We start from the raw sequence: 23,537 nt of genomic DNA, 5'->3' as shown, positions 1-23,537 counted from the left end.
CCACACGTTCTCGTGGTGTCCTGTCGCCAGGACACTTGCAGCGTAATGAGCGACTGCGACGGCATCATGAAGTTCTTGTATCCGTATCTGGACGGAGAGCTCGACGAGCGTGACCGCACTCGAGTCTACACCCACCTGCTGGGTTGCTTGACCTGCCAGAACACCTTTAACGTGGAACGGTCCTTTCTTCACCTTCTGAGGACCAACACAACGAGTTCTCCGGCGCCCATGACGCCTCGCCAAGTCGCAGAGTTCGTTCACAAGCGCTCTTCCTCCGACCCCCAGCAGTAGACCCCTCCCGCTGCCTGGAGGTCGGGTCGCTTCGATGCGGCCCGGCGGATCCCGACACTCCGAACAGTCGGGATTTGAGATTTCTACGGCGGCTTGATAGCGTCGCACCGTGCCCCCGTGGAACTGCGCAGAGGGTCAGATCGTCGGGTCCCCGGTAATTTGTGGATATCTGGGGGCAAAGCGGGTGAGCCGCATCACGCTTCTTGCCGCGTGGGGAGTGCCGTGTTCGTGCTCTACCTTGGGGCCTGACGTCTTCGTGCCGCGTCGCCGAAATTCTCGCTCCGATGGTTCCACGTCCACCTTCCGGTGCTGGCGGTGGTTCCCCTGCGACAGTGGTTCGAGCTGACCTTTTGGGCCGTTCCATTCTTGGTCGGGATATCGGTGATGGGCCAAGTCTGCGGAGGCCGAATGAGCTGGAGCAATTGAAAAGACAAAGGAAATATCCTTGACTTTCGGCGGTCGCTTCTCTAGACTGTTTCGGTTGCGGTAACGACGACGCCCTCGATGAAAGAGGCGTCAACGGCTCCGAGCACGCTGGGGCACGCGGTTTAGGTGGCGGTGCGCTCGATGCGACTCGTAGCAACGGGAGTCATTTGACGGTGTGGACCGGGGTCAGGGAAAAGTTTGAAAACGTGTTCAAGCGCTTGCGTCGCCGCGGTTTGTTGGACGAAGCCGCGGTAACAGAAGCCCTTCGCGACATCCGACTGGCATTGCTTGAGGCCGACGTCCACTATAAGGTTGTCAAAAGTTTGATCGATCGTGTGAAGCCGCGCGCGCTTGCGCAGAACGTTCTGCAAAGTCTGTCGCCCGGCCAACAGGTCTTGACCATCGTCTGGGAAGAGCTGGGGGCGTTGATGGGGCACTCGCATCGAGCCATCCAGTTGGCGGCTAACCCGCCAACCGTGATCATGCTGGTGGGACTCCAAGGCGCGGGCAAGACCACGACGGCTGGAAAGATCGCCAGGGTTTTCTCGTCAAACGGCCGACGCGTCCTGCTGGGCGCCGCGGACCTCAAGCGGCCGGCGGCGGTCAGGCAACTCGAGGTAATAGGTCAGCAAATCTCGGTGCCGGTTTACGTGGCTGGCGAGGAAACGACGCCAGAGGCTGTTTGTCGGGCCGCGGTGGCCAAGGCTGACGCGCTCGCCATGGATATCGTGATCCTCGACACCGCGGGTCGTCTCGAGATTGACGACGCTCTCATGGCCGAGTTGTCGGCAATTCGCGAGGTGGTGGCTCCTCACGAGGTCTTGTTGGTGGCTGATGCGATGACCGGTCAGTCGGCCCTGTCCATCGCTGAGCAGTTCGAACAACGCATCGGATTGACGGGAATTGTGCTGACGAAAACAGAGGGTGATGCTCGAGCCGGGGCGGTGTTGTCGATGCTGGCGGTCACCGGAAAGCCCGTCAAATATTTGGGGACCGGGGAGTCGTTGACGGCGTTGGAGCCGTTTCACCCGGATCGCGTCGCCTCTCGGATCTTGGGGATGGGTGATGTAGAGGGATTGGTCGAGCGAGCGCGCGAAGCATTTTCGGCAACCGACACGCAGCGGATCGCCGACTCGGTCAACGCCGACTCGTTCACGCTGGAAGACTTTAGGGCGCAAGTCCAACAGGTCAAGAAGCTGGGGCCGCTCGCGGACGTGCTGGCGATGATTCCCGGAGGGGATAGACTTACCGGCCGCCTGGAGGGCAGCGCGCCGGAGCGAGATCTGGCGCGCGTTGAAGCGATTGTGAACTCGATGACGCCACGCGAGCGGCGCCATCCCGAGGTGATCAACGGAAGTTGCCGAAAACGCATCGCCCGGGGAAGCGGGACCACGGTTCAGGATGTCAATCAGCTCCTTCGGCAGTTTATCCAAGCCAAACGGATGATGAAGACGCTGAAGACCGGACGCGGCCGACACCTGGCGGCAAGACTGTTTTCCGCCTGACGCCCCAGGCCGCATCACCGCCGACTCAGGAGGGACCCGTGGGGTTCGAGATCGAGCGGGAACGGGTGAAAGAGTTGTTTCAACACACCTCGGACGGGGTGATGGTCATCGACCGGGCCTTGCGCATCGTGGCCCTCAACCCGTCGGCTGAGCGGCTCACCGCGTGCTCGGCTGACACTGCGTTGGGGCAGCGAGTGTGCAACGAGGTTGCGGTGTGTCAGAACGCCGAGGGGTTCGAACTGTGCGAGACGGCCTGCCCCGGTCTGGCGGCGCTGGAGCGCCAGGAGACGAGTCCGGTCCTCGAAGTGAATTTGCCCGGTCGCGGCGGACAGACCGCGCCGGCGGCGTGTGTACCGTTGAAGGCGGTAGACGGGTCAGCGTTGGCCATGATCCTGATCCGAGACGTGACAGATCGCGCTGCGCTCGAAGAGGAGATTCTGTCGGTCGATCGGGTGGATCGGGTGTCGGGGTTCTACGCCCGAACCTACTTCGACGACCTCTATCGGCGTGAGGTCAAGTTGGCCGAGCGCCAGCGACGGAAGCTGGCGGCCGTCGTCGTCTCCATGTCCGGGGAGGTCTTGGACGGGCCGGACGCCGATCAGGCCATCCGGGCGGTCGGTGAGGCGGTCCGTGCGTCGCTTCGGAAGGTTGACATCGCGGGACGGTATGATCACGCGGCGTTCGCGATGGTATTGCTCGACACGGATTCGGACGGTGCGGCGAGTTTGGTGTCTCGGATCGAGGCGAGACTCAAGGCTCAGAAGGCCGAAGGTCGGTTGCGCGGCGATTTGTCGGTTTCGTACGGCGTGGGCACCGTGTCAAACGACGGCTACGCGGGCTTGATCAAGGCGGCCAAACACGCGGTCAAGCGAGTGGAGTAACCGCTGTTTCGGCGGGAATTTCCTGAAACGAAGGAAGCAGGCAGAAGGAGAAAGGACGAATATGGTCAAGATTCGGTTGGCACGACACGGTCGACACAAGCGACCGTTGTACCGCATCGTGGTGGCGGACTCGCAGTCGCCACGAGACGGACGGTTTATTGAAGTGTTGGGCACCTATGATCCGTTGCCCGAGCCTCCCGCGGTCCGCGTGGATGCGGCGAAGGCGAAGGCTTGGTTGGAGCGGGGAGCACAGATGACGACCACGGTTCGCCAGCTGTTAAAGCGCGCCGGAGTCGGAGCCCCATCCGTGCGCGCGGTGTGACCGACGCGGCGCCGACGAGTGCAGGGGTGAAAGAACCCCGATCTGGGCCTCGCGAACCGGTGATGGTGGCTCGCCTGTTGAGGCCTGTTGGCCTTCGCGGCGCGGTCAAAGCCGAATCGTGGTCCGACGTTCCGGGCCGGTTTCAGGTCGGAGCCGGTTTCTGGGTGATGGCCCAGCCGCCGGTGCGTGTGACCTTGGCCGGGGCCGAAGGTGCGTCGGGGGGGACCCTTACCCTCCGGTTCCAGGGGTGTACGTCGATCGACGCGGTCGACGGTTGGCGGGGATGCGCTTTAGCGATTGAGGAGTCCGAGCGCGCGCCATTGGAGAATGATCGCTTCTATTACGACGAACTGAAGGGCATGGCGGTGGCGACGGAGTCTGGCGTATCCGTTGGGACCGTGCGGGACGTGTGGTCCACTGGACCGTACGACCTGTTGGTGCTCGACGACGGCGGGACCGAACGCTTGTTTCCCCTGGTGCGAGAGCTCGTGATCCGTGTCGATCGTGAGACGCGTCGGGTGACGGTTCGGCCGCCGAATGGATGGTTGGATGACGCTGCAGTGTGACATCATCACGTTGTTCCCCGACATGCTGCGGGCCGTATTGGGGACGAGCATCTTGCGGCGCGCGTGCGAGCTCGGGCGGTTGGCGGTGCGCGTGATCGACTTGCGGGACTTCACCGAAGATCGTCACCGCACGGTGGACGACGTTCCTTATGGGGGCGGCGCCGGCATGGTCTTGAAAGTCGAACCGGTTGCCCGCGCCGTGGACGCCCTTCGAGTCGATGCGCAGCCCAGGCACTGGGTGTTGACGTCGCCGCGCGGGCGGCTCTTTACCCACGATGTCGCTGAAGCGTGGAGCCGTGAAACCCGGCGGCTCACCTTCTTGTGCGGTCACTACGAAGGGGTGGACGAGCGCATCCACGGCACGGCGCCGTGGGAAGAGGTCTCGATCGGCGATTATGTGTTGACAGGCGGAGAGTTGGCGGCGCTGGCGATGCTGGACGCCACCACGCGGCTGGTTCCCGGTGTGCTCGGCGACCCCCAGTCGACCCGTGAAGAGTCGTTCGTGGAACGGCTGCTCGAATACCCCCAGTACACCCGCCCCGCGGAGTTCCGCGGCATGCGGGTGCCCGAGGTGTTGCTGTCCGGTCATCATGAGGAGATTCGTCGATGGCGGCGGGAACAGTCGTTGCGGGAAACCTCCCGTCGGCGGCCTGACCTCTGGGTCCGCGCGCACCTCAGCGACGAAGAACGGGCGCGGATTATCCGAGACGATGCCGCGTCCGTGGCGACCGGTTCGATGGGTGAACCGAGCGAATTGACTTGATCGATGCGAACGGGAACCGGAGCAGTGGCTCCCGATGTTCTCCGGGCAAGGAGGATCCATGAACCAGATGCAGCGGATCGAAAAACGATGGCTCAAAACCGGGGCTCCGGAGTTTGAGGTGGGCGACACGGTCCGCGTCCACGTCAAGGTGATCGAAGGCGAGAAGGAACGGATCCAGGTATTCGAGGGCGTGGTGATCGCGAGGAAGGGCACCAGCAATCGGGAAACGTTCTCCGTCCGGAAGGTGTCATACGGCGTTGGCGTGGAGCGGATCTTTCCGGTACACTCTCCGTTCGTTGAGAAGGTGGAGGTGGTCCGATCGGGCCGGGTGCGCCGCGCCAAGCTGTATTATCTGCGGTCCAAACAGGGACGGGCGGCACGGATCGCCGAACGGGGTATGGAGGCGACCGCGTCAAAGGCCGTGGTCGGCGCGGAAGAGACCGAGACGGTCGCCGCCGAGACGCTTCCCGTTTCCTAGCAGGCTGCCGAAAAAGCCTGCGAGGGGGTTGCTCGAAGGGGGTGGGCTCCCTTCGAGGGGTCACAGGCCCCGCTCTTCGGGGCCGTCCTAGGGGCGCGAGCCCCTGGGAAAGCAGGGTGCGGAGTTTTTCAGCACCCTGCTAGCGCAGCGACCGTCCGCTGGAGGCGGTTCTCGGGTGCTCAGGTATGAGCAGGAGCTAGTCGCCTCGGGTTACGTCACCATCGCCGGGATCGATGAGGCGGGACGGGGTCCCCTGGCCGGGCCGGTCGTGGCGGCAGCCGTGATCCTGCCCTGGAGCCAACCGATACCCGGCGTGCGTGACTCGAAAACAGTCACGCCGCGTGAGCGGGAGCGCCTGTATTACGAGATCGTCGGACGCGCCTCGGCCATCGGCCTGGGCGTGGTGGATGTCGGGGACATCGACCGGATCAATATCTTCCGCGCGACCGTGAAGGCCATGGAACAGGCCGTCAACCGTCTGAATGCCCAACCCGACGCCGTACTGGTTGATGCGGTGGCCCTCCCGGGTGTTCCGTTTCCGCAGCGCGCGATCGTCCACGGCGACGCCACCAGCTACCTGATTGCAGCGGCGTCAATCGTGGCCAAAGTCGCTCGGGATCGGTTCATGATCGATTACGACGCCCGCTATCCCCAGTACGAGTTCGCCGTCCACAAGGGCTACGGGACCCCGCGTCACCTTGAGCGGCTCGCACACCTGGGACCTTGTCGCATTCATCGTCGAACCTTTCGTCCGGTGCTGCACCAGGCGGTGGGTGATGCGTAGTGAGACGGGTGCATTTGCGCGGCGTGGCGAGGCGGTCGCGTCCGACGCGTTGGTTCGCCTCGGGTATCGAATCATCGAACGCAACTGCCGGTCGCGTTGGGGCGAATTGGATGTCGTGGCGTACGACGGCGATACGCTGGTATTTGTCGAGGTCAAGGCGCGTCGCGCGGTGCAGTTTGGCGACCCGGCGTACGCGGTCGATGGACGAAAACAACGACGAATCGTTCGGCTGGCGCAACGCTATTTGTCCCGGCGACGACTGGGAGAACCGCCGTGCCGGTTTGACATCGTGGTAATTGATGAACGAGCGACATGGACGCCGCGTGTCGAGGTCATCACCAACGCCTTTGACGCGTCGGGATTACTGTAGCGTGCGGAGCGCCGTGGCCGTGACGAGGTGAGCGAAAGCCTATGCTGAGCGGAATCAATACGGATATTGAACACGACGGGAAAATTTATCACGTCCAGACCGAGGACGGGGGCCAGCAGAATCCGGTTATCGTGACCCACCTGTTCGCGGGGGGCGCTATCCTCTCGTCGCGCAAAGTGTCATACGCCGATGTGCTCCAATCCGGGCCCAACCCCGACGTGATCCGGGAAATGATGAAGGAGCAACACCAAGCGATGATCAAGAGTCTGGCGTCGGAACAACGTTCCGGCGTCGGCCGAACCACGGCCGCTCAGCAAACGGCATCGTCCCCGCCAACGCCCCCGCCGTCGATTCCGCGCGGCCGTCGGACGCTCGATGAAGTGATCGACGAATACCTGCAGTCAAAGCGGAGCCGGAGCGCGTGATGCCCACGCCGACCGTATTCGGCCGTCGACTGGACACGGCGTCCGAACGCACGGCGGCACCGTCTCCGTTGGGGGTCCAGGTCGTCGACGTCTGGAAGTCGTTTTTCTCCGGTATCGACGTGTTGCGTGGGGTGTCGCTCCGGATGATACGGGGCGATCTCGTGGTGGTCGAGGGACCGACCGGGGCCGGCAAAAGTACCCTGCTCCGGTTGGTGGCCGGAATCGAGCGTCCCAGCGCCGGGGAAATTGCGGTGGGCGGGGTTGAGGTCAGCGCGAACGGACCAGCCGCTCTGGCGCAGGTCCGGCGCACGATGGGCTTGCTCGTGACCGGGATGCCCCTTCTCGTGCACCTGACGGTGGGAGAGAACGTGGCTCTGGCTCTGCGGGCGGTGAGAACCCCGTTACGCGAACGGCGGGTACGCGTGTACGAGTTATTGAAAACGTTCGGGCTTGAAGGGCGTCGCGACGACTACCCGGACCAACTGTCGGCGGGTGAAGCGCAACGCGTTCTTCTCGCCAGAGCCTTGGCACCGCGCCCCGCGGTGGTCCTCGCCGACGAACCCACCGCCCTGCTCGATCGGGCGACCGCCGCCTCGGTGCTGGCGGTGCTGCGGGACGTGCACGCCCGGGGCGTGACGATGCTCGTGGCGTCGCATGATCCAGAAGTGGCCAAGGTGTTGGGAGCCCGTCGCCTGTTCCTGCGCGAGGGGCGCATTGAGGAAGGGCCCGCGAAAAGGGGGTGCGCGTGAAAGCGGGTTACCGCGGTCCCACGATCTGGGTGACGATCACCACCGCGGTGGTCCTGACCCTCACCGGGGGGTGCTGGCTCGTCGCGTGGAATGCGTGGGTGCTCATGCGGGGGTGGCGCGCTGACGTGAAGGTTGTGGTGTATCTCACCGACGCGGCGTCTTCGGACGAGGTCAACGCCGTTCGCGCCGCGATCGCTTCGGAGCCTGCGGTGGGCACCCAACGCATGATCTCCAAGGCCCAAGCCCAGGAGGAATTTCTCCGGTTCATGCAGCTCGACCGTTCTTCTCTGGAAGGGCTTGGAGAGAACCCGTTTCCGGCTTCGATCGAAGTGTCCATGAGAGAGAATGCCCAGCGTCCCGAGGCCATGGGACGCCTCGCCTCACGCTGGTCCGAGTTCCCAGGGGTTGAGGAGGTCCGGTACGGGGAAAGCCTGATTCGGGATCTCAGCGTCGCGGCCCGCGCCGTGTCGATCCTGGGCACGGCGGTCGGAGTGGCACTGGCCTGCGGGGTGGCCGTGGTGATCGGCGTGATGGTCCATATCTCCTTTCGATATCGAGCGGCCGAGGTGTCGCTCCTGCGCCTTTTTGGCGCTTCCGAAGGCGTGATCGTCAAACCCTTTTTCTTGGAGGGGGTCACCATCGGGCTCTTGGGCGGCCTGATCGCGTCTGCCTTGTTGAGCGGGGTGTGGCTGGCCATTCGATACCGATGGGGGGCCGCGTTCGAAGGCTTGTTGGCGGGATGGGTCGGTCGGCTGGACTTCCCAGCCGGACTCCTTCCGGGCTTGATCGGTCTGGGCATCTTGGTAGGAGGGATTGGAAGTCTTGTGGCGGTTCGCCGGGTACGACACGCAGCCCCGTAAATGCGGCCTCGCGGGTCGGGGTCGGGTTGTCGCGTTCGCGGTACTCGTTCTGCTTGGGGCACCCGCGGGCCACGGATGGGCGAAAGACTCGCTGGCGCAGCGGATCGCGAAGGAGCGCCAAGAACTCGCCGAACTTCAGCAAGAGCTGGATCGGATCAAAAAAGAGCGTGATCGGGTTCATTCGAAGGAACGGACCGTGGCAGAGCGCCTGCGCGAGTCGGAGCGGGTGCTGACCATTCAACGCCGTGCCCTCCGCCTTGCGGAGTTGAGCGTGGACCACAAAGATCAAGAAATCGCCGAGGCGGTGCGCACGTTGGTCGACCTGCAGGACCGAGCCGATGAAACCCGTCGGGTGGCCAGGACGCGAGTTCGCGAACTGGCTAAGTGGAAAGGGGTGTATGATGGAACGTTCGTTGTTGCGGCCGCGCCGGCGGAAATGACGGTTCGTTATGATACGGTTCGACGGGTGGTCGAACGAGACCGTCGTGCGGTGATCGAGGCGCAGGCGACGGCGGTTTCGCTGTCCGAGCAGGTTCAGACGTTGGAACAATTGCGACAAGACCTCGAAGACGTTCGACGCGAGGAGCGGGCCGCGCTGAAGGCGGTGCTGGCCGAGCGGGCAGCCCGGCGTCGTTTGCTGAGTGAGCTTCGGACGGAGCGAGTGGCGTACAGCAAATCGATCCGCGATCTCGAAGAGGCATCGCGGCGGCTCGAGGCGCTCATCAGTGATCTGGTTCTCACGTCCAAAGCGCCCCGAGAAGGGGTGGGACTGGCCGCGTTGAAGGGACGGCTCGTCTGGCCGGTCCAAGGCGAGGTGGTCAGCCTGTTCGGCCGCCAGAAGCATCCGCGTTTCGGGACCTATGTAGATCGCAAAGGGATTGAAATCAAAGTGGCCAAACGGGAAGCCATCCGCGCCGTCGCGGAGGGGACCGTCGCCTACGCGGATCGGGTCAAAGGGTATGGCATGGTCGTGATTGTCGATCACGGCGATCAATACCTCTCTCTGTACGCCAACGCCACATCCGTCCAGGTCCAGCCTGGTTACGCGGTTGGGCCTGGCGATCGACTTGGTGAAGCGTCTGCGGCGGAGAGCGATGGCCGGGTATACTTCGAATTGAGGCACGGAGAGAGTCCTCTCAATCCGTTGGGGTGGTTGGTGAAACGAGGAGGAACAGAATGACCGATTATCGACGCGCCGGCTGGGTGCCGCTCGGCGTTTTCGTGGTGTTCGTCGCCGGGCTCCTATCCGGGCGAGTGTTGGAGGGGAAGGGGATTGCCCAACAGGTCGAGACCTACGAAGAGCTGCGGCCGTTTACCGAGGTGCTGAACAAGGTTCAGCGTGATTACGTGGAAGAGACCGCGACCCGAGACATCGTGTATGGCGCGATCCGGGGAATGCTCAATACACTCGACCCCCACTCGGCGTTCATGCCCCCGGACGTGTACAAGGAAATGCAGGTGGACACGAGGGGAGAATTTGGCGGGCTGGGCATCCAGATCGGCCTGAAAGACGAGCGACTCACCGTGATCGCTCCGATCGAGGGGACGCCGGCAGACCGGGCTGGAGTCCTTGCGGGCGACAGAATCGTGAAGATCGACGGGACGACCACCAAAGACATGACCCTGATGGATGCCGTCAACAAGATGCGAGGGGCCAAGGGCACCAAGGTCACGTTGACGATCGAGCGCGAAGGGGCTGAGTCCCCGCTCGATGTCACGCTGGTCCGCGAGATCATCAAGATCCAGAGCACCAAGCACAAAGTGTTGGAGAACGGCATCGGATACGTGCGTCTGACGCAGTTCCAAGAACAGACGGGAGAGGACCTGGACCGAGCGCTCGACAGCCTGCGGCAACAGCGGATGCAGTCGCTGATCTTGGACCTTCGGAACAACCCGGGAGGGCTCTTGACCGCCGCGGTCGAGGTCTCCGAGCAATTTTTACCGAAGGGCAAGGTGGTCGTTTCGATCAGGGGCCGCCAGGGTAAAGCCGAAGAGTACACCGCAGACGGCGCCCACCCCATCCTCGACCTCCCGATGATCGTCCTGGTCAATGAAGGCAGCGCCAGCGCGTCGGAGATCGTAGCGGGTGCGATGCAGGACTGGGGGCGAGCCGTGGTCGTGGGCACTACGACCTTCGGGAAGGGGTCGGTCCAGACCATCATTCCTTTGAGCGATGGATCGGCGCTTCGGTTAACCACGGCGAAATACTTCACGCCGAAGGGCCGGTCCATCCAGAACACGGGAATTGATCCCACCATCGTGGTCCGGAACGTGGTAAAGGGCGACGTGAAGCGCCAGGTAATCCGCGAACGAGACTTGGAGCGCCATCTCGAGAACGAGTCCGTGCCGCAGGCTCCTGACGAGTCGAGTGAACCAGCAGAGATCGCGCCGATTCCCGATCTGCCGCGAGAAGGTGCGGACCCTGATGACGATCTCCAGCTTCAAAAGGCCATTGAATTGCTAAAGAGCTGGGCGATCTTCAAGGATTACCTGACACCGGCGACCCCACCAACAGAAGCCTCGCAAGGAAAAGATACATAACATACTGAAATAGTTAACAAAAAAATTGCTTGATTTTTTTTCTCCCCCTCTGTACTATCGCTAGCACTCATCGCCGATGAGTGCTACTAAAAGATCAAGTCACCAAGTCACAAGGAGGAGAGTCGATGGGCGCAGAGACGGCAGTGCGGAAGAAAGTTGCGTTTAAACCGCTCAAGGAACGGGTGTTTGTCAGCTATTCGGAGGAACAGGAGCGAACGAGCGGCGGACTGTACATCCCGGACGCTGCGAAAGAGAAACCCCAGCGGGGAAAAGTCGAGGCCGTTGGCGGCGAGGTGAAGTCCGTGAAGGTGGGCGACGAGGTCCTGTTCGATAAATACTCGGGGAGCAAGATCTCGTTCGAGGGGACCGACTACCTGATCCTCAAGGAAGACGACATCCTGGGGATCCTCGAAAAGTGACGAAGAGCCGACCGGCGATTGAACACGGCCGAGCAGGATCGTATCGAGCAGAGAGGGAGGAACAACGATGGCGAAACAGATAACATTCAGCGAAGACGCGCGAGCGTCGATCCTGAAAGGGGTCAACCAACTCAGTAATGCCGTGAAAGCCACCTTGGGCCCCAAGGGCCGTAATGCGGTGATCGAGAAGAAGTTCGGTGCGCCGACCATCACCAAAGACGGCGTGACCGTGGCCAAGGAGGTCGAGCTCAAAGACCCATATGAGAACATGGGCGCCCAGCTCGTCAAAGAAGTGGCCAGCAAGACGAGCGATGTGGCGGGTGACGGAACCACGACAGCGACGGTCCTCGCTCAGGCGATCTTCCGGGAGGGAGTAAAGAGCGTATCCGCCGGAGCGAACTCGATGGACATCAAGCGCGGAATCGACCGCGCGGTCGAGGTGGTGCTTGACGAACTGAAAAAGATCAGCCGACCCTGTCAAACCAAAAAAGAAATTGCGCAAATCGGCACGATCTCGGCCAACAACGACAAAGCCATCGGCGATCTCATCGCCGAGGCGATGGAAAAAGTGGGCAAGGACGGCGTGATCACGGTGGAGGAAGCCAAGAGCATGACGACGTCGCTGGATGTCGTCGAGGGGATGCAGTTTGATCGCGGCTACCTCTCTCCGTACTTCGTGACGGATCCGGAGCGGATGGAAGCGGCGTTGGACGACGCGTTCATCCTGATCAACGAGAAAAAGATCAGCACGATGAAAGACTTGCTGCCGATCTTGGAACAGGTGGCGCGCATGGGGAAGCCCCTGTTGATCATCGCCGAGGAAGTCGAAGGCGAGGCGTTGGCCACCCTGGTAGTCAACAAGCTGCGGGGCACCCTGAATGTTGCGGCGGTCAAGGCGCCGGGCTTCGGCGATCGCCGCAAGGCGATGCTCGAGGATATCGCCATTTTGACGGGTGGCCAGGTGATTTCCGAGGATCTCGGCCTCAAGTTGGAGAACGTCAAGATCACCGACCTTGGACGGGCGAAGCGGATCACGATCGACAAAGACAACACGACGATCGTGGAGGGCGCGGGAGACTCGGGCAAGATCCAGGGACGGGTCAAGCAGATTAAGGCCCAGATCGAGGAGACCACCTCGGACTACGACCGCGAGAAGCTCCAGGAGCGATTGGCCAAGCTGGTCGGCGGCGTGGCCGTGATCAACGTCGGAGCCGCGACCGAGACCGAGATGAAGGAGAAGAAAGCGCGAGTCGAGGATGCGCTCCACGCCACCAAGGCGGCGGTGGAAGAGGGGATCGTACCGGGCGGCGGGGTCGCCCTGCTGCGATGTGTTCCGGCCCTCGAAAAACTGAAGTTGGATCACGACCAGCAGATCGGCGTCACCATCATTCGGCGCTCACTCGAAGAGCCGATCCGTCAGATCGTGGCCAACGCCGGGCTGGAGGGATCGGTGGTGGTGGATAAGGTACGCCACGGGTCCAAGCCCACGTACGGATTCGACGCCGCGACCGAATCCTATGTCGATATGATCGAAACCGGGATCATCGATCCGACCAAAGTCACGCGGACGGCGTTGCAAAATGCCGCGAGTGTGGCGGGCTTGATGTTGACGACCGAAGTGATGGTCGCTGAGATTCCCGAGAAAGAGGCCAAAACACCTCCTATGCACGGCGGCGGAGGCATGGGAGACATGTACTAGACTCGACTCCGCGCGATCGGATCGAGGAAATCGGCGTGGCTCCCTGTTCCGCAGGGGGCCACGCTTTTTTTCTAGCCTGCGTTGACAGGCTCGTTTTTCTTAGGCTAGGATCATACCCACGAACGGAGGGCTTCATGAGCCAAGCAGTGAAAGTCGATACGTCCACATGGGATACGGTGGTGTTGAAGGCTGCGGGACTGGTCATGGTTGACTTCTGGGCAGCTTGGTGCCGACCTTGCCAATTGATCGCGCCGACGATTGAGGAGCTGGCGAAGGAGTACGAAGGACGTTTGACCGTCGGAAAACTCAACACCGACGAAAACCCCGATCTTGCCAGCCGGTATCAGATCATGGGGATTCCGACGCTGATGTTTTTTCGAGACGGCAAGCCCGTCGAAAAGATTGTGGGGGCGGCTTCCAAGCAACAGTTTAAGGACAAAATCGAGTCGTTACTGGCGGCCTAGTTTCGCCGCGTTCCTCTTCCGACAGAGGGCGAGCGGATGCTCCGCGATCTTCGAGTCCAACACTTCGCCCTCTTCGACGACCTTCACATCACGTTCGGCCCACGACTGAACGTCTTGACCGGTGAGACCGGGGCGGGCAAGTCGCTCGTCATCGACGCCGTCACCATGGTACGGGGCGGTCGCGCGTCGCCAGACTTGATTCGCGCTGGGTGCGACGAAGCCATTGTGGAGGCCTCGTTCACCGTTGTCCACGGATCAGACGCCGCCGCGCAACTCGCAACGATGGGTTATCCTGCCGACGACGATCTGGTGGTCCAGCGTGTGTTGTCAACCTCCGGAAAAGGGCGCGTCTACATCAACGGCCGCCCCGTGTCGGCCTCGGTACTGGCGCAGGTCACGAGTTCGCTGATCGACCTCCACAGTCAGCACGAGCACCACTCGCTCGCCCGGTCGGACACCCCTCTCGCCGTGCTGGACGCCTACGCCAGGGTGGAGGAACTTCGGCGGACGTATCAGGATACCTGGGCGGAGTGGTCGACCCTTGACCAGGCCCTCGCGTCACGCGCCACGCGTGAAACGACGAGAGCTCGAGAGACGGCGTTGCTCGCCCACGAGGTCGATGAGCTGAGCCGTGCCCGCGTTCAGCCCCACGAATGGGATGATTTGGAGCGCGAACGGATGGTCCTCAGGCACGCCGAGCGCTTGAAAAACGTCTCGCACGACGCGTTCAGCCGCCTGCAGGAACCGGACGGGGGAATATTGGAGGGCGTGGCCGCAATCGCCGCCGAACTGGGTGGGGTGGGCACCCTTGATCCCAAGTTGGCCGACGCTGCGGATCTCGCAGGCTCCGCCCACGTGCAGCTTCAGGAGGTCGCTGCCGTTCTCAGGGCGTATGTGGACGGTTTCGATCAGGACGAGGGGCGGTTGGATACGATCGAATCACGGTTGGCCGAGTTGCAGCGGCTTCGGAGAAAGTACGGTGTTCCGGTGGATGAGCTGCCCGTTCTCTTGGAGGGTAAGCGTACGGAACTCTTGGCGCTTGAGCGAGAAGAAGAGTCGGATCACAGTCTGATTCCTCGATCCCAAGCGGCGCGACGTCGCTTAGAGGCGTTGGCTGATGAGTGGCATCTTCGACGCACGGACGCAGCGGCGAAGATCGAGTCACTGGTGGATGAGGAACTCGCGCGCCTGGGTATGTCGGCACGATTTCACGTCGAGGTGGCCCCGCTGGGCGAAGCCGAGATCGGACCCGGCGGACGAGATCGCGTCGATTTTCTCATCAAGACCAATCCCGGTGAACCGGCGAAGCCTCTTCGAAAAATCGCATCGGGTGGAGAACTCTCTCGGGTGATGCTGGCGCTCAAGTCGGTTCTCGCGAGCGTGGATTCGGTCCCGACATTGATCTTCGACGAAGCGGATGCGGGGGTGGGTGGTGCGGCAGCGGAGGTGGTTGGGCGCCGTCTCCGAGCGATCGCGGATTTCCGACAGGTACTCTGCGTCACTCATCTCCCTCAGGTAGCGAGCGGAGCCGAAACCCACTTTCTGGTGGAGAAGTCGATCCAACGCGGCCGGACCAGCACCACGATTCGTCAGCTCCGAGACCGCGGGCGGGTCCGCGAGGTCGCGCGCATGCTGGCCGGTCAACGAATCACCACCACCGCTCTCCGGCACGCGGAAGAAATGATCCGATTGATATCCGCCCCGCCGGATCAACGCGGCGTGCCCGGCCACCAATCCCGCGCCGTCGATTCCGCGGCACGGGACTTCAATGCCTGATCCTACGCGTTCCCCACCGGGGTCTGCGTGGACTGCCGCCGATCGAGCACGCGCCTGATGGTGGTGAGCATCTCGGTGATATTGAAGGGCTTCAGCAGGTAGTCGGACGCGCCGAACCGGATGCCGTCGACCGCGGTCTTGAGCCCGCCGAATCCCGTCACGATGACCACCTCGGTGTCCTGATGATCACGTTTGATGGCTTGGAGAACCTCCGTTCCATGCAACCCTGGCATCTTGAGGTCGAGCGTGACCAGATCGATCTTGTGGATTTTCATCAGCGCAAGGGCATCGCTGCCGTTTTCGGCTGTGTAGACGTGATAAAAGGGTTTCAGAATCATCTTGAGCGACTCGCGAGGGCCAACCTCGTCGTCCACGACCAGCACATTGACGTTTTCTCGAACGGCTTTTTCCATGACGCCTCCGTTGTCAGACAATGGGTCACCGCCTCGTGGGCGGCGGAACAGTCGGTAAGCATAGCAAAACAACGGCGTACGTCGAGTCGGTTCCTTGACCGTTTCCGGCAAAATCCGTACAATGCGCCGCCATGAGAGCGTGGACGCTGGCGGCGGTCTCGGTCGTGTTGGTAGGGACCCTGGCCGGCGGTCCCGCGTGGGCGGCCCGTCCGTTTCTTTCGACCGAACGAGGTCCCACGCTCGATCACGGGACGTCTCGAGTGGAGGTTGGGCTCGACGCGGCGCGCTTTTCGTCCCAGACCACCCGGTATACGCTGAAAACCGAGCTGACCTCCGGCCTGTTGACCAAACTCGACTTTAAGGTCGAAGCTCCCTACTTGTTCACCACGGGACCTGGTGGTACGCAGGGAGAGGTGGGGGACGTCCTGCTCCGTCCCAAGCTGCTTCTATTGGAAGGGCGTGAGGCCAACCCGCTCTTCATCGCCGCTGAGCTGGTCCTGAAGTTCCCGAGCTGCGACGAGGGCTCGACCGCCGCGTCGGTGACTCCCTCGTGCACTGGAGAGGCGGATCTGGGTGTGCTCGCAATCGCCTCCAAGGAGTTTCGGCCGGTGACCGTCCATCTCAATCTGGGATACACCTTTGTCGGCAGCCCGCCCGGCCGCACACTCGATGACGTCGTCAACTATTCCTTGGCGTTTGAATACGACACCGTCCTGCCCGCGATCACAGTTGTCACGGAGCTTGCAGGGGTGACCAGTCGGGAATCGAGCGTCTCCGATGACCTGCTCGATGTCATGATCGGGGTGACCTACGAGGTGAATCGACGGGTGGTCTTGGACACCTCGCTTGCGGTCGGGCTGTCGTCCGCGAGTCCGGACTACGCGGCCGCACTCGGCGTGTCCTACACGTTTTGAGGCATCCGCCTGCCCTCTGGGTGGGGACGCAACGCCTTCAGACGGCTTTCCGGACCCTTTGGGATTTCAGACAACCGGTGCAGACCTTGAGGCGCTTGACCGCCGCGCCGACGATCGCGTGAACCGAGTGGAGATTGGGCTCCCAAACCTTTTTGGTCTTGTTGTGGGCGTGACTCACGTTAAATCCCACCTGTCGTCCTTTACCGCAAATCGCACATGTCCGGCCCATGAAACGCTCCTATCTTCTGGTCATCAAAGGTCGTGAACGATAACACGGACCCCAAAAAAGTGCAAGCGACCCAACCCTCATCGGCGTCTCACGCGTCGCTTCGCTCCAGTCCGTCGGTTGAGGCGTATCTTCTCCGCTTGGCGCGCCCGGTCGACTTTGCGATTCGAGATGGCGGCAGGGGGCTGGCGGTGGTTCGCAACCTGGGGGCCTTTCTCGTCCATTGTGCGGCGGAGGGGCTGGCGATTCCGCGCCTTCGCTCGATTCACGCCGATCTCGAGCGACTGAGCGCACTTGCCTCCACCTATGACGGGTTATCGCCTCCGAAACGCAGAGAGCGACTGGAGGCCGTGCGCGAGGTTCTGAGCCGTATGAGCCGGCGTTCGCTCGGGGGGCGGACGGCGAGTGTCCCGGAGTCGAATCCTGGGGATCGCGGGCTTGCCCTGTCGGACGCGATCGAGGCGTTGCCCGGGATCGGTGTTCGTCGCGCTGCGTTACTCCGGACGCTCGGGATCGAGCGGGTGGAGGACCTGCTGTGGCAGCTCCCGTGGCGGTACGAAGACCGCGCGGCCACCACGCCGCTGGCCGCTCTTCGCGTCGGGCAGGACGTCACGGTCTGCGGGGAGGTAAACGCGGTCGACGAGATGGTGACTGCGCGTCGTCGGCTGCGTATCCTTCGGGCGATTTTGAGCGACGGGAGTGGGACCGTGACGCTCAAATGGTTCAATCAACCGTACCTTCGACGTCGCTTGGCCCCAGGTCAGCAGCTTATGTGCAGCGGCCGAGTCAAAGGAACGGGTGGTCTTCTGTTTCCCGAAATAGACAACCCGCAGTTTGAGGTCATGGGCGTCGGCGATAGTTCCTCGCTGCATACCGGACGCGTCGTTCCTGTCTACCACGAGACTCGAGGCCTCACGTCCCGGGTCCTTCGGGTCCTGGTCGATCGGGTGTTGACCACGGCCCGTGGCCTGAACGAAGACTGCCTGCCAGCCTCGATCCGCGATCGACACGGCTTGATTCCGAAACAGCAGGCGCTCCGCACCGTTCATTTCCCGCCGCCGGACGCTGATCTTGCACAATACACCGCCGGCATCGGTCCCGCCCACAGACGCCTGGCGTTCGAAGAGCTGCTGCTGTTGCAACTGGGGCTGGTCGCTCGGCGCCGCCAGACCGAACGCGATTCCTTGGGTATCACGTTCGAGTGTTCGCCGGGTCGCCTCGCGCGGTTCTGGACCTCGCTGCCGTTTGAGCCCACCGCTGCCCAGCGGCGGGTGGTCGACGAGGTGCGTCGCGATATGACCTCGTCCCGCCCCATGAACCGGTTGATCCACGGCGACGTGGGATGCGGCAAGACCGTGGTGGCGGCGGCGGCGATCTGGATGGCGGTCGGCGACGGCTATCAAGCTGCGGTGATGGCTCCGACCGAGCTGCTCGCCGAGCAGCATTTCCGTCAGTTGTCGAACGTGCTCGGTGGGCTGGGGGTCCGGGTGGCCCTCCTCACGAGTGAGTCCCCTCGCCGAGACCGGCGGCTGGTCCTCGATCGCCTGGCGAGCGGCGATATCGATTGTGTGGTCGGCACGCACGCTCTCCTGCAGCCTGGAGTTCGCTTTGCACGGTTCGGTTTGGCCGTGGTCGATGAACAACACAAATTTGGCGTGTTGCAGCGATCGCATCTGGTCAGGAAGGGGTACCATCCCGATGTGCTCATCATGACTGCGACCCCGATCCCGCGCACGCTGGCGATCACCGTGTATGGCGATCTGGACGTCTCGGTGATCGACGAGATGCCGGTCGGTCGAATACCCGTCGAGACGCGATGGTACCGTGAGGCCCAGCGCCCGGCGGCGAACGAGGCGGTTCGGCAGGCGCTGGCGAGGGGACGGCAAGTCTACGTGGTGGCCCCGCGAATCGACGAGTCGGACGACGGAGAAATCCGCTCGGTTGCCGCGCTCGCCGAGCGGCTCGGCAGGGAGTGTCCCGGCGCCCGCGTCGGCCTGCTGCACGGTCGCCTGAACCGAAGCGACAAAGACGCCGCGATGCAGGCGTTCCTCTCCCGCCGGCTTGAGGTGTTGGTGGCCACCACGGTGGTTGAAGTGGGCATCGACGTGCCGAATGCGACGGTGATGGTGATCGAGCATGCCGACCGCTTCGGTCTGGCCCAGCTTCACCAACTTCGCGGCCGCGTCGGCCGGGGGGCTCATGCCTCGCTCTGTCTCTTGTTGTCTCCGGATCGCGTCTCGGAGGAAGCGAGGCAGCGCCTGGAAACAATGCAGGAGGTCCGAGACGGATTCCTGATTGCCGAACGCGACCTCGAAATGCGCGGCCCGGGGGAGTTCCTCGGCACCCGTCAGTCGGGCGTGCCCGATTTGAAGGTGGCGAAGCTGACTCGCGACGCCCGCCTGGTTGATCTCGCCCGGCGGGAGGCGTTTGCCGTGCTGGACACGGACCCGACGCTTTCCCTTCCCGAACACGCGCTGTTGCGGACGGCGCTCAAGCGAGCTTGGGGAACCCGCTTCGCGCTCGCGACCGTTGGATAGGGAGGCGATCAGGTGCACGTGTCTCGACTGGACGTGTGGCGAAAGATTCGAGAGGACGGAACCACCGGCCTTCTGGCGGTCTTCGCCGCAGTGGCGGGAGCGGTTCGCGGCGGCCGCTCCGTTCCGGAGATCGTCCGCCTCCGGTGGCGCCTCCGCAACACACGCGCGGAGCTGGCGGCGGCCCACGCTGATCTGGGGATCTACCTCGCGTCGTGTTTGAGCGCGGGAGGGGCGGTGGAACCAACAGATGAACAGGTGGTCCGTCGATGCCGAGGGATCGACGCGCTGCTTGCCGAGGAGCGCAGATTGATGGACGATCTGGCGGGGGTTGCGGAGCCGTAGGGACGGAGACGGGAGGTGGGGAGACGCGACGACGCGGTGGTCGGGGCCATCGACCTCGGGACCAACGCCTTTCGGTTGCTGATCGGCGCGGTGACGGCCGATGGCCGGGTGAGCACGCGCCACGTGTATCGGGTGATTCCGCGCTTGGGGGAGGGGGTGGGGCAGACCGGGAGACTCACCCCCGAAGCCATGACGCGTGCGGTCGAGGCGCTGCGGGAGATCCGCGCCATCGTCGATCGCCATTCCGTGGATGCCGTGGTCGCCGTCGCCACCAGCGCGGTTCGCGAGGCCGTCAACGCCGAGGACTTTCTCGCTCGCGTGAAGCGAGAGGTGGGGCTCGACGTGGAGGTGATCTCCGGAGAGGAGGAGGCCCGTCGTACTTGGCTGGGCGTGCGAACAGGATTGGCGACCGCCGACCGGCCGGTCACGGACGCGATCATCGTGGATATCGGCGGCGGAAGTACCGAGCTGATCCGCGTGTGCGACGGGCGCATTGACTGCGCGCTCAGCCTCGACCTTGGGGTGGTCAAGCTCAGCGAACGGTGGGTGCATCATGATCCGCCGCTCGACGACGAGGTGCGCGCGCTGGACTCGGCCGCTCGGAACGCGTTACGTGAAGCGGCGAGGCTGCGATCCAAGAATGGGCCACGTCAGGTCGTGGGCACGGCTGGGACGGTAACCGCCGCGGCCGTGCTGCACCTCGGGTTGACCCGATACGAGCCGGCGCTCGTTCACGATCGCTTCGTCCCCAGGGCTGCGCTTACCGGCATCACCTCCCGGCTGGCGCGAATGACGGGTGAAGAACGGCGCCAACTCCCCTCATTGGAGCGGGGACGGGAGGACGTCATTCTCGCCGGCTTGGCCGTTCTGGCCGGGGTTCTGGACCTGTTCGAGGCTCACGAGGTGCGGGTCAGCGAATACGGTCTTCGCGAAGGGTTGGTCGTGGACTGGGCCGAGCGCAACCTGGCGGGATAGCGCGAAACGGCTTGAGTCGCCTGTCCGGCTGTGGCATAATCCGCCAACTCGTCCGCACGGTCAGCGTGCCGGCCGACACACACGAAGGAATCCACGCGTGCCGCAACCGATCAAAACGCCCGCCAAACGCCCAATGTTGGCGCCGGAAGATTTCCTCCGGCCCGAAGGACTCCAGCATTGGCTGATCGAGAACCTCAAGACCATCATGGCGACCGCGGGCGTGCTGGTGCTCGCTGGCGCTGCCTGGGGCATCGTCGAATTTGTGCAGCACCGCGCGGAAGAACAGGCCGCGGGGTTGTATGCCGAGGCGATGAGCGCGTACCAGACGGCGCTGGCCCCCGAACGTCAACTGCGGGAACTCTCGCCGGAGACGAAAGAAGCCCTGGAGCGGGCGGCCGCCGCGTTTCAGACAGTTCGCGACAAACATCCTCGAACCCGACACGCGGCGCTGGCCCTGTTCCACCAAGCCAACGCGTACGCGTCGCTCGAACGCGTTGACGACGCGATCGCCAGCTACGAACAGTGGCTCGCCACCTATAAAGGACACGAGTTGGCTCCGCTCGTGATCCAACGACTCGCTTATGCGCTCTGGGCCAATGGCAAGCCCGAGGAAGCGCTCGCTCGATTCGACGAAGTCGCCAAGACCCCAGACGCTCTGAACCGCGACCTCGCCTACTTTGAAAAAGGGCGCGTGCTCGAACAGCTCGGGAAGAAGGATCAGGCGATCGAGGCCTACACCGCGCTGGCAAAGGAATTTAACGCCTCGCCTTGGACCAGCGAAGGAAACGCCAGAATCGTGGCCCTCGGAGGAACTCCTCCCGGTCGTGAGCCCGAGGAACAAGCAGCCGGTGCGAACGCTGAACCGCAACCCCCTGGTCCACCGGCTGAGGCCACGCCTCCCCCATCATCAGCTCAACCGCCGCAATAGTCGCTCGTCTCGCCGGGATGTGTCGGAAGCGTGCGGGTCTTTCGCGGATCTCGGTCGGCTCGCTGGAGCCCGCGCGGCCTAACGGGGGAAGTCGGTAGAAACTTACGATTGTTCCGCGTTCACGTAGAGCCTGAGTCGTTGACCTACCCGGATCGTGCTCTTCGAACCCAGGCCGTTCCACTTTCGAATGTCCGCCACCGAGGTGTTGAACCGCTTCGCGATGCTCCACAACGAGTCGCCCCGTTTCACTCGGTAACGAAACGGTTTGGGCGCTGCCAGCGGTTCTTCCAGCACCAGCGCGGCGCTGGAGATCGACGTGCGGGGGCTGGCGTCGGCTTCCGCGACGTCGGTGCTGTTGCCGGTCGGAACCAAAATAGTGGCGCCGACCCGGATGTTGGACCCCTTCATGTGATTGATGTCCCGAAGCGTGGCCACGGTGGTTCCATACTTCCTGGCGACCGACGCCAGGGTCTCCCCGCGCCGGACCCTGTGTTTGACCCAGACCGATTTCTCCCATTCGGGGATTTTTGCAAACGCGTCTTCAAACGTCGTTTTGGTCCCGGAGGGAAGTTTCAGCTGGTAGTTGTCGTAATTGATCGGAGTGACGCTCTGTCGGAGTTCCGGGTTCAGTTCTTTGACCGCCTCGTACGAGACTCCCGCCGCCTTTGCGATCAATTTCAGGTCGGTCGGACGATCGATCGTCACCTGATCGAAACTCAGCGGCTCGTGATAGTTGAGCGTGAATCCGTATTTCTCGGGATTTTTGGCGATGATCGTGGCCGCCATAAATTTCGGGACGTAGTTGCGGGTTTCAGGCCGCAGATAGTGGGTGGAGCGAAGATCCCAGAAGTCGTCCGCTTTGGAGCGCGCCATGGCCCGGCCCACGCGACCCTCCCCGGCGTTGTACGAGGCCAGCGCGAGCGGCCAGGAATTGAACATTGCATACAGGTCTTTCAGATACGCGGCCGCGGCGTGCGTGGATTTCACGGGATCGCGTCGTTCGTCGATCCATTCGTCGATCCGGAGGTTGTATTTGCGTCCGGTTCCCTTCATGAACTGCCAGGGGCCGACCGCACGCGCGCGCGAGTAAGCGTACGGGTTGAACCCGCTCTCGATCAGCGCGACAAAGACGAGGTCTTCGGGAAGGCCGTGGCTGCGGAAGATTTCCCGCATCAACGGCAAGTATCGCCCGGAACGACTCAACCACAACTCGAATTTGTCTCGGATGCGCGTGTTGAAATAGTCGATATGCGCTTCCACGCTCGCGTTGAGGATGATCGGGACGTCGTAGGTCGGGAAGTCCTCCTCCTCGTCGATTTCCGGCACCGGCTCGTCGATGATCGCCACTTGAGGGGGCAGCGATTCCGGCTCAGGGAGCGGGGCGGGAACAGGGGGGAGAGGGGCCTGGTCGTCCGCGGCCGGCATTCGCTCGGAACCAGCGGGCGCGGACCATTGCGTTGCCGCGCTGGGGCTGGAAACAGCGGGCGGCGCGACCACTGCCGCCGAACGCGCGAGCGTTGCCGTGCGTGGCGGCGTGGGCGAGGCACAGGCGGTCATGCCCAGCAGCACCACCAGTCCAGCCAGCGCGGTGGTCGGTCTCACCGGAAAGCCCGCCGCATCGCGGGATGCTACCCAGTTCAGCATGCGACTGTCAATCATAGGAGCGTGTGTAAGGGGAGTGTTTTTCGTGCCTCGGGAGTACCCGTAAGTATAGAGGCCGGAGGGCGGATGTCAACACTGAGCGCGCCGGAAGGGCCGCGCCGGAAGGGCCGCTTGACAGCCCGCGCGGGACCGTGCTACACGACTCGCGCCCGGCCGTGTTCAGACCCTGCCCTCATCCTCCGTTGCTGAGCCCCCGGTTGCGACCGCCTTCCCGTGTCTGT

26 protein-coding genes are annotated in these 23,537 nt (G+C 63.1%); 23 read left to right on the top strand and 3 right to left on the bottom strand.

The annotated features are described in order from the left end of the window. Nucleotides 1-45 precede the first annotated feature (45 nt). The 18 genes from AB1451_11690 (at nucleotide 46) to recN (ending at nucleotide 15,319) form a co-directional block, all read left to right on the top strand. Complete coding sequence (locus AB1451_11690) at nucleotides 46-291, top strand: zf-HC2 domain-containing protein (protein MEW6683566.1); 246 nt, start codon at nucleotides 46-48, stop codon at nucleotides 289-291. 599 nt (nucleotides 292-890) lie between these two features. Beyond that, complete coding sequence (ffh, locus tag AB1451_11685) at nucleotides 891-2,222, top strand: signal recognition particle protein (GenBank protein ID MEW6683565.1); 1,332 nt, start codon at nucleotides 891-893, stop codon at nucleotides 2,220-2,222. A gap of 38 nt (nucleotides 2,223-2,260) precedes the next feature. Next, complete coding sequence (locus tag AB1451_11680) at nucleotides 2,261-3,103, top strand: diguanylate cyclase (GenBank protein ID MEW6683564.1); 843 nt, start codon at nucleotides 2,261-2,263, stop codon at nucleotides 3,101-3,103. Between the two features lie 61 nt (nucleotides 3,104-3,164). Further along, nucleotides 3,165-3,425, top strand: coding sequence for a 30S ribosomal protein S16 (gene rpsP, locus AB1451_11675; protein MEW6683563.1), 261 nt, complete (start codon nucleotides 3,165-3,167; stop codon nucleotides 3,423-3,425). 26 nt (nucleotides 3,426-3,451) lie between these two features. Beyond that, nucleotides 3,452-3,991: a ribosome maturation factor RimM gene (rimM, locus tag AB1451_11670; protein ID MEW6683562.1), complete on the top strand. Its 540-nt coding sequence runs from the start codon at nucleotides 3,452-3,454 to the stop codon at nucleotides 3,989-3,991. After that, nucleotides 3,981-4,754 carry a tRNA (guanosine(37)-N1)-methyltransferase TrmD gene (gene trmD, locus AB1451_11665; protein ID MEW6683561.1) on the top strand — a complete coding sequence of 258 codons (774 nt, stop codon included), beginning with the start codon at nucleotides 3,981-3,983 and terminating at the stop codon, nucleotides 4,752-4,754. Before rimM ends, trmD begins: the two co-directional genes overlap by 11 nt. Before the next feature lie 58 nt (nucleotides 4,755-4,812). After that, nucleotides 4,813-5,232 (top strand): 50S ribosomal protein L19, encoded by a 420-nt coding sequence (gene rplS, locus AB1451_11660; protein ID MEW6683560.1) that lies wholly within the window; start codon nucleotides 4,813-4,815, stop codon nucleotides 5,230-5,232. A gap of 175 nt (nucleotides 5,233-5,407) precedes the next feature. Further along, nucleotides 5,408-6,016, top strand: coding sequence for a ribonuclease HII (locus tag AB1451_11655; GenBank protein ID MEW6683559.1), 609 nt, complete (start codon nucleotides 5,408-5,410; stop codon nucleotides 6,014-6,016). Continuing rightward, on the top strand, nucleotides 6,009-6,386 hold the full coding sequence (locus tag AB1451_11650; protein ID MEW6683558.1) for a YraN family protein: 378 nt from the start codon (nucleotides 6,009-6,011) through the stop codon (nucleotides 6,384-6,386). The genes AB1451_11655 and AB1451_11650 overlap by 8 nt, the downstream gene beginning before the upstream one ends. A gap of 41 nt (nucleotides 6,387-6,427) precedes the next feature. After that, complete coding sequence (locus AB1451_11645; protein MEW6683557.1) at nucleotides 6,428-6,811, top strand: hypothetical protein; 384 nt, start codon at nucleotides 6,428-6,430, stop codon at nucleotides 6,809-6,811. Beyond that, nucleotides 6,811-7,560 (top strand): ATP-binding cassette domain-containing protein, encoded by a 750-nt coding sequence (locus tag AB1451_11640; GenBank protein MEW6683556.1) that lies wholly within the window; start codon nucleotides 6,811-6,813, stop codon nucleotides 7,558-7,560. Before AB1451_11645 ends, AB1451_11640 begins: the two co-directional genes overlap by 1 nt. Next, nucleotides 7,557-8,420, top strand: a complete 864-nt coding sequence (locus tag AB1451_11635; protein ID MEW6683555.1) for a permease-like cell division protein FtsX — start codon at nucleotides 7,557-7,559, stop codon at nucleotides 8,418-8,420. The genes AB1451_11640 and AB1451_11635 overlap by 4 nt, the downstream gene beginning before the upstream one ends. After that, nucleotides 8,383-9,600, top strand: coding sequence for a peptidoglycan DD-metalloendopeptidase family protein (locus tag AB1451_11630; protein ID MEW6683554.1), 1,218 nt, complete (start codon nucleotides 8,383-8,385; stop codon nucleotides 9,598-9,600). Before AB1451_11635 ends, AB1451_11630 begins: the two co-directional genes overlap by 38 nt. Continuing rightward, on the top strand, nucleotides 9,597-10,961 hold the full coding sequence (locus tag AB1451_11625) for a S41 family peptidase (protein ID MEW6683553.1): 1,365 nt from the start codon (nucleotides 9,597-9,599) through the stop codon (nucleotides 10,959-10,961). Before AB1451_11630 ends, AB1451_11625 begins: the two co-directional genes overlap by 4 nt. A 125-nt stretch (nucleotides 10,962-11,086) precedes the next feature. Next, complete coding sequence (locus AB1451_11620) at nucleotides 11,087-11,380, top strand: co-chaperone GroES (protein MEW6683552.1); 294 nt, start codon at nucleotides 11,087-11,089, stop codon at nucleotides 11,378-11,380. Nucleotides 11,381-11,447: 67 nt separating this feature from the next. After that, a complete protein-coding gene (gene groL / locus AB1451_11615) occupies nucleotides 11,448-13,079 on the top strand; it encodes a chaperonin GroEL (protein ID MEW6683551.1) in 1,632 nt (543 codons plus the stop codon). A 134-nt stretch (nucleotides 13,080-13,213) separates the two neighbouring features. After that, complete coding sequence (gene trxA / locus AB1451_11610) at nucleotides 13,214-13,543, top strand: thioredoxin (GenBank protein ID MEW6683550.1); 330 nt, start codon at nucleotides 13,214-13,216, stop codon at nucleotides 13,541-13,543. A gap of 36 nt (nucleotides 13,544-13,579) precedes the next feature. Then, nucleotides 13,580-15,319: a DNA repair protein RecN gene (gene recN, locus AB1451_11605; GenBank protein ID MEW6683549.1), complete on the top strand. Its 1,740-nt coding sequence runs from the start codon at nucleotides 13,580-13,582 to the stop codon at nucleotides 15,317-15,319. A 2-nt stretch (nucleotides 15,320-15,321) separates the two neighbouring features. Here the strand turns inward: recN and AB1451_11600 are convergent, their stop codons facing one another. Then, on the bottom strand, nucleotides 15,322-15,732 hold the full coding sequence (locus AB1451_11600; protein MEW6683548.1) for a response regulator: 411 nt from the start codon (nucleotides 15,730-15,732) through the stop codon (nucleotides 15,322-15,324). Nucleotides 15,733-15,863: 131 nt separating this feature from the next. Between AB1451_11600 and AB1451_11595 the strand changes: the two genes are divergently transcribed. Beyond that, nucleotides 15,864-16,646, top strand: coding sequence for a transporter (locus AB1451_11595; protein ID MEW6683547.1), 783 nt, complete (start codon nucleotides 15,864-15,866; stop codon nucleotides 16,644-16,646). Between the two features lie 37 nt (nucleotides 16,647-16,683). Here the strand turns inward: AB1451_11595 and rpmB are convergent, their stop codons facing one another. After that, nucleotides 16,684-16,875: a 50S ribosomal protein L28 gene (gene rpmB, locus AB1451_11590; GenBank protein MEW6683546.1), complete on the bottom strand. Its 192-nt coding sequence runs from the start codon at nucleotides 16,873-16,875 to the stop codon at nucleotides 16,684-16,686. Between the two features lie 32 nt (nucleotides 16,876-16,907). Here rpmB and recG point away from each other — a divergent pair, with 32 nt between their 5' ends. From recG to AB1451_11570, 4 genes are all read left to right on the top strand, one after another. Then, entirely contained in the window at nucleotides 16,908-19,409 is a 2,502-nt protein-coding gene (recG, locus tag AB1451_11585) for an ATP-dependent DNA helicase RecG (protein MEW6683545.1), read from the top strand. 12 nt (nucleotides 19,410-19,421) lie between these two features. Continuing rightward, nucleotides 19,422-19,751, top strand: coding sequence for a hypothetical protein (locus tag AB1451_11580; protein MEW6683544.1), 330 nt, complete (start codon nucleotides 19,422-19,424; stop codon nucleotides 19,749-19,751). 15 nt (nucleotides 19,752-19,766) lie between these two features. Next, a complete protein-coding gene (locus AB1451_11575) occupies nucleotides 19,767-20,726 on the top strand; it encodes a Ppx/GppA phosphatase family protein (protein MEW6683543.1) in 960 nt (319 codons plus the stop codon). A 97-nt stretch (nucleotides 20,727-20,823) separates the two neighbouring features. Then, nucleotides 20,824-21,654 (top strand): tetratricopeptide repeat protein, encoded by an 831-nt coding sequence (locus AB1451_11570; GenBank protein MEW6683542.1) that lies wholly within the window; start codon nucleotides 20,824-20,826, stop codon nucleotides 21,652-21,654. 102 nt (nucleotides 21,655-21,756) lie between these two features. Here the strand turns inward: AB1451_11570 and AB1451_11565 are convergent, their stop codons facing one another. Then, nucleotides 21,757-23,298 (bottom strand): LysM peptidoglycan-binding domain-containing protein, encoded by a 1,542-nt coding sequence (locus AB1451_11565; GenBank protein MEW6683541.1) that lies wholly within the window; start codon nucleotides 23,296-23,298, stop codon nucleotides 21,757-21,759. Nucleotides 23,299-23,537: the final 239 nt, after the last annotated feature.

It is taken from the genome of Nitrospirota bacterium (genome assembly GCA_040757335.1).
Taxonomy (GTDB): Bacteria; Nitrospirota; Nitrospiria; order 2-01-FULL-66-17; family 2-01-FULL-66-17; genus JBFLXB01.
This window is presented reverse-complemented; position numbering and strand designations above follow the sequence as displayed.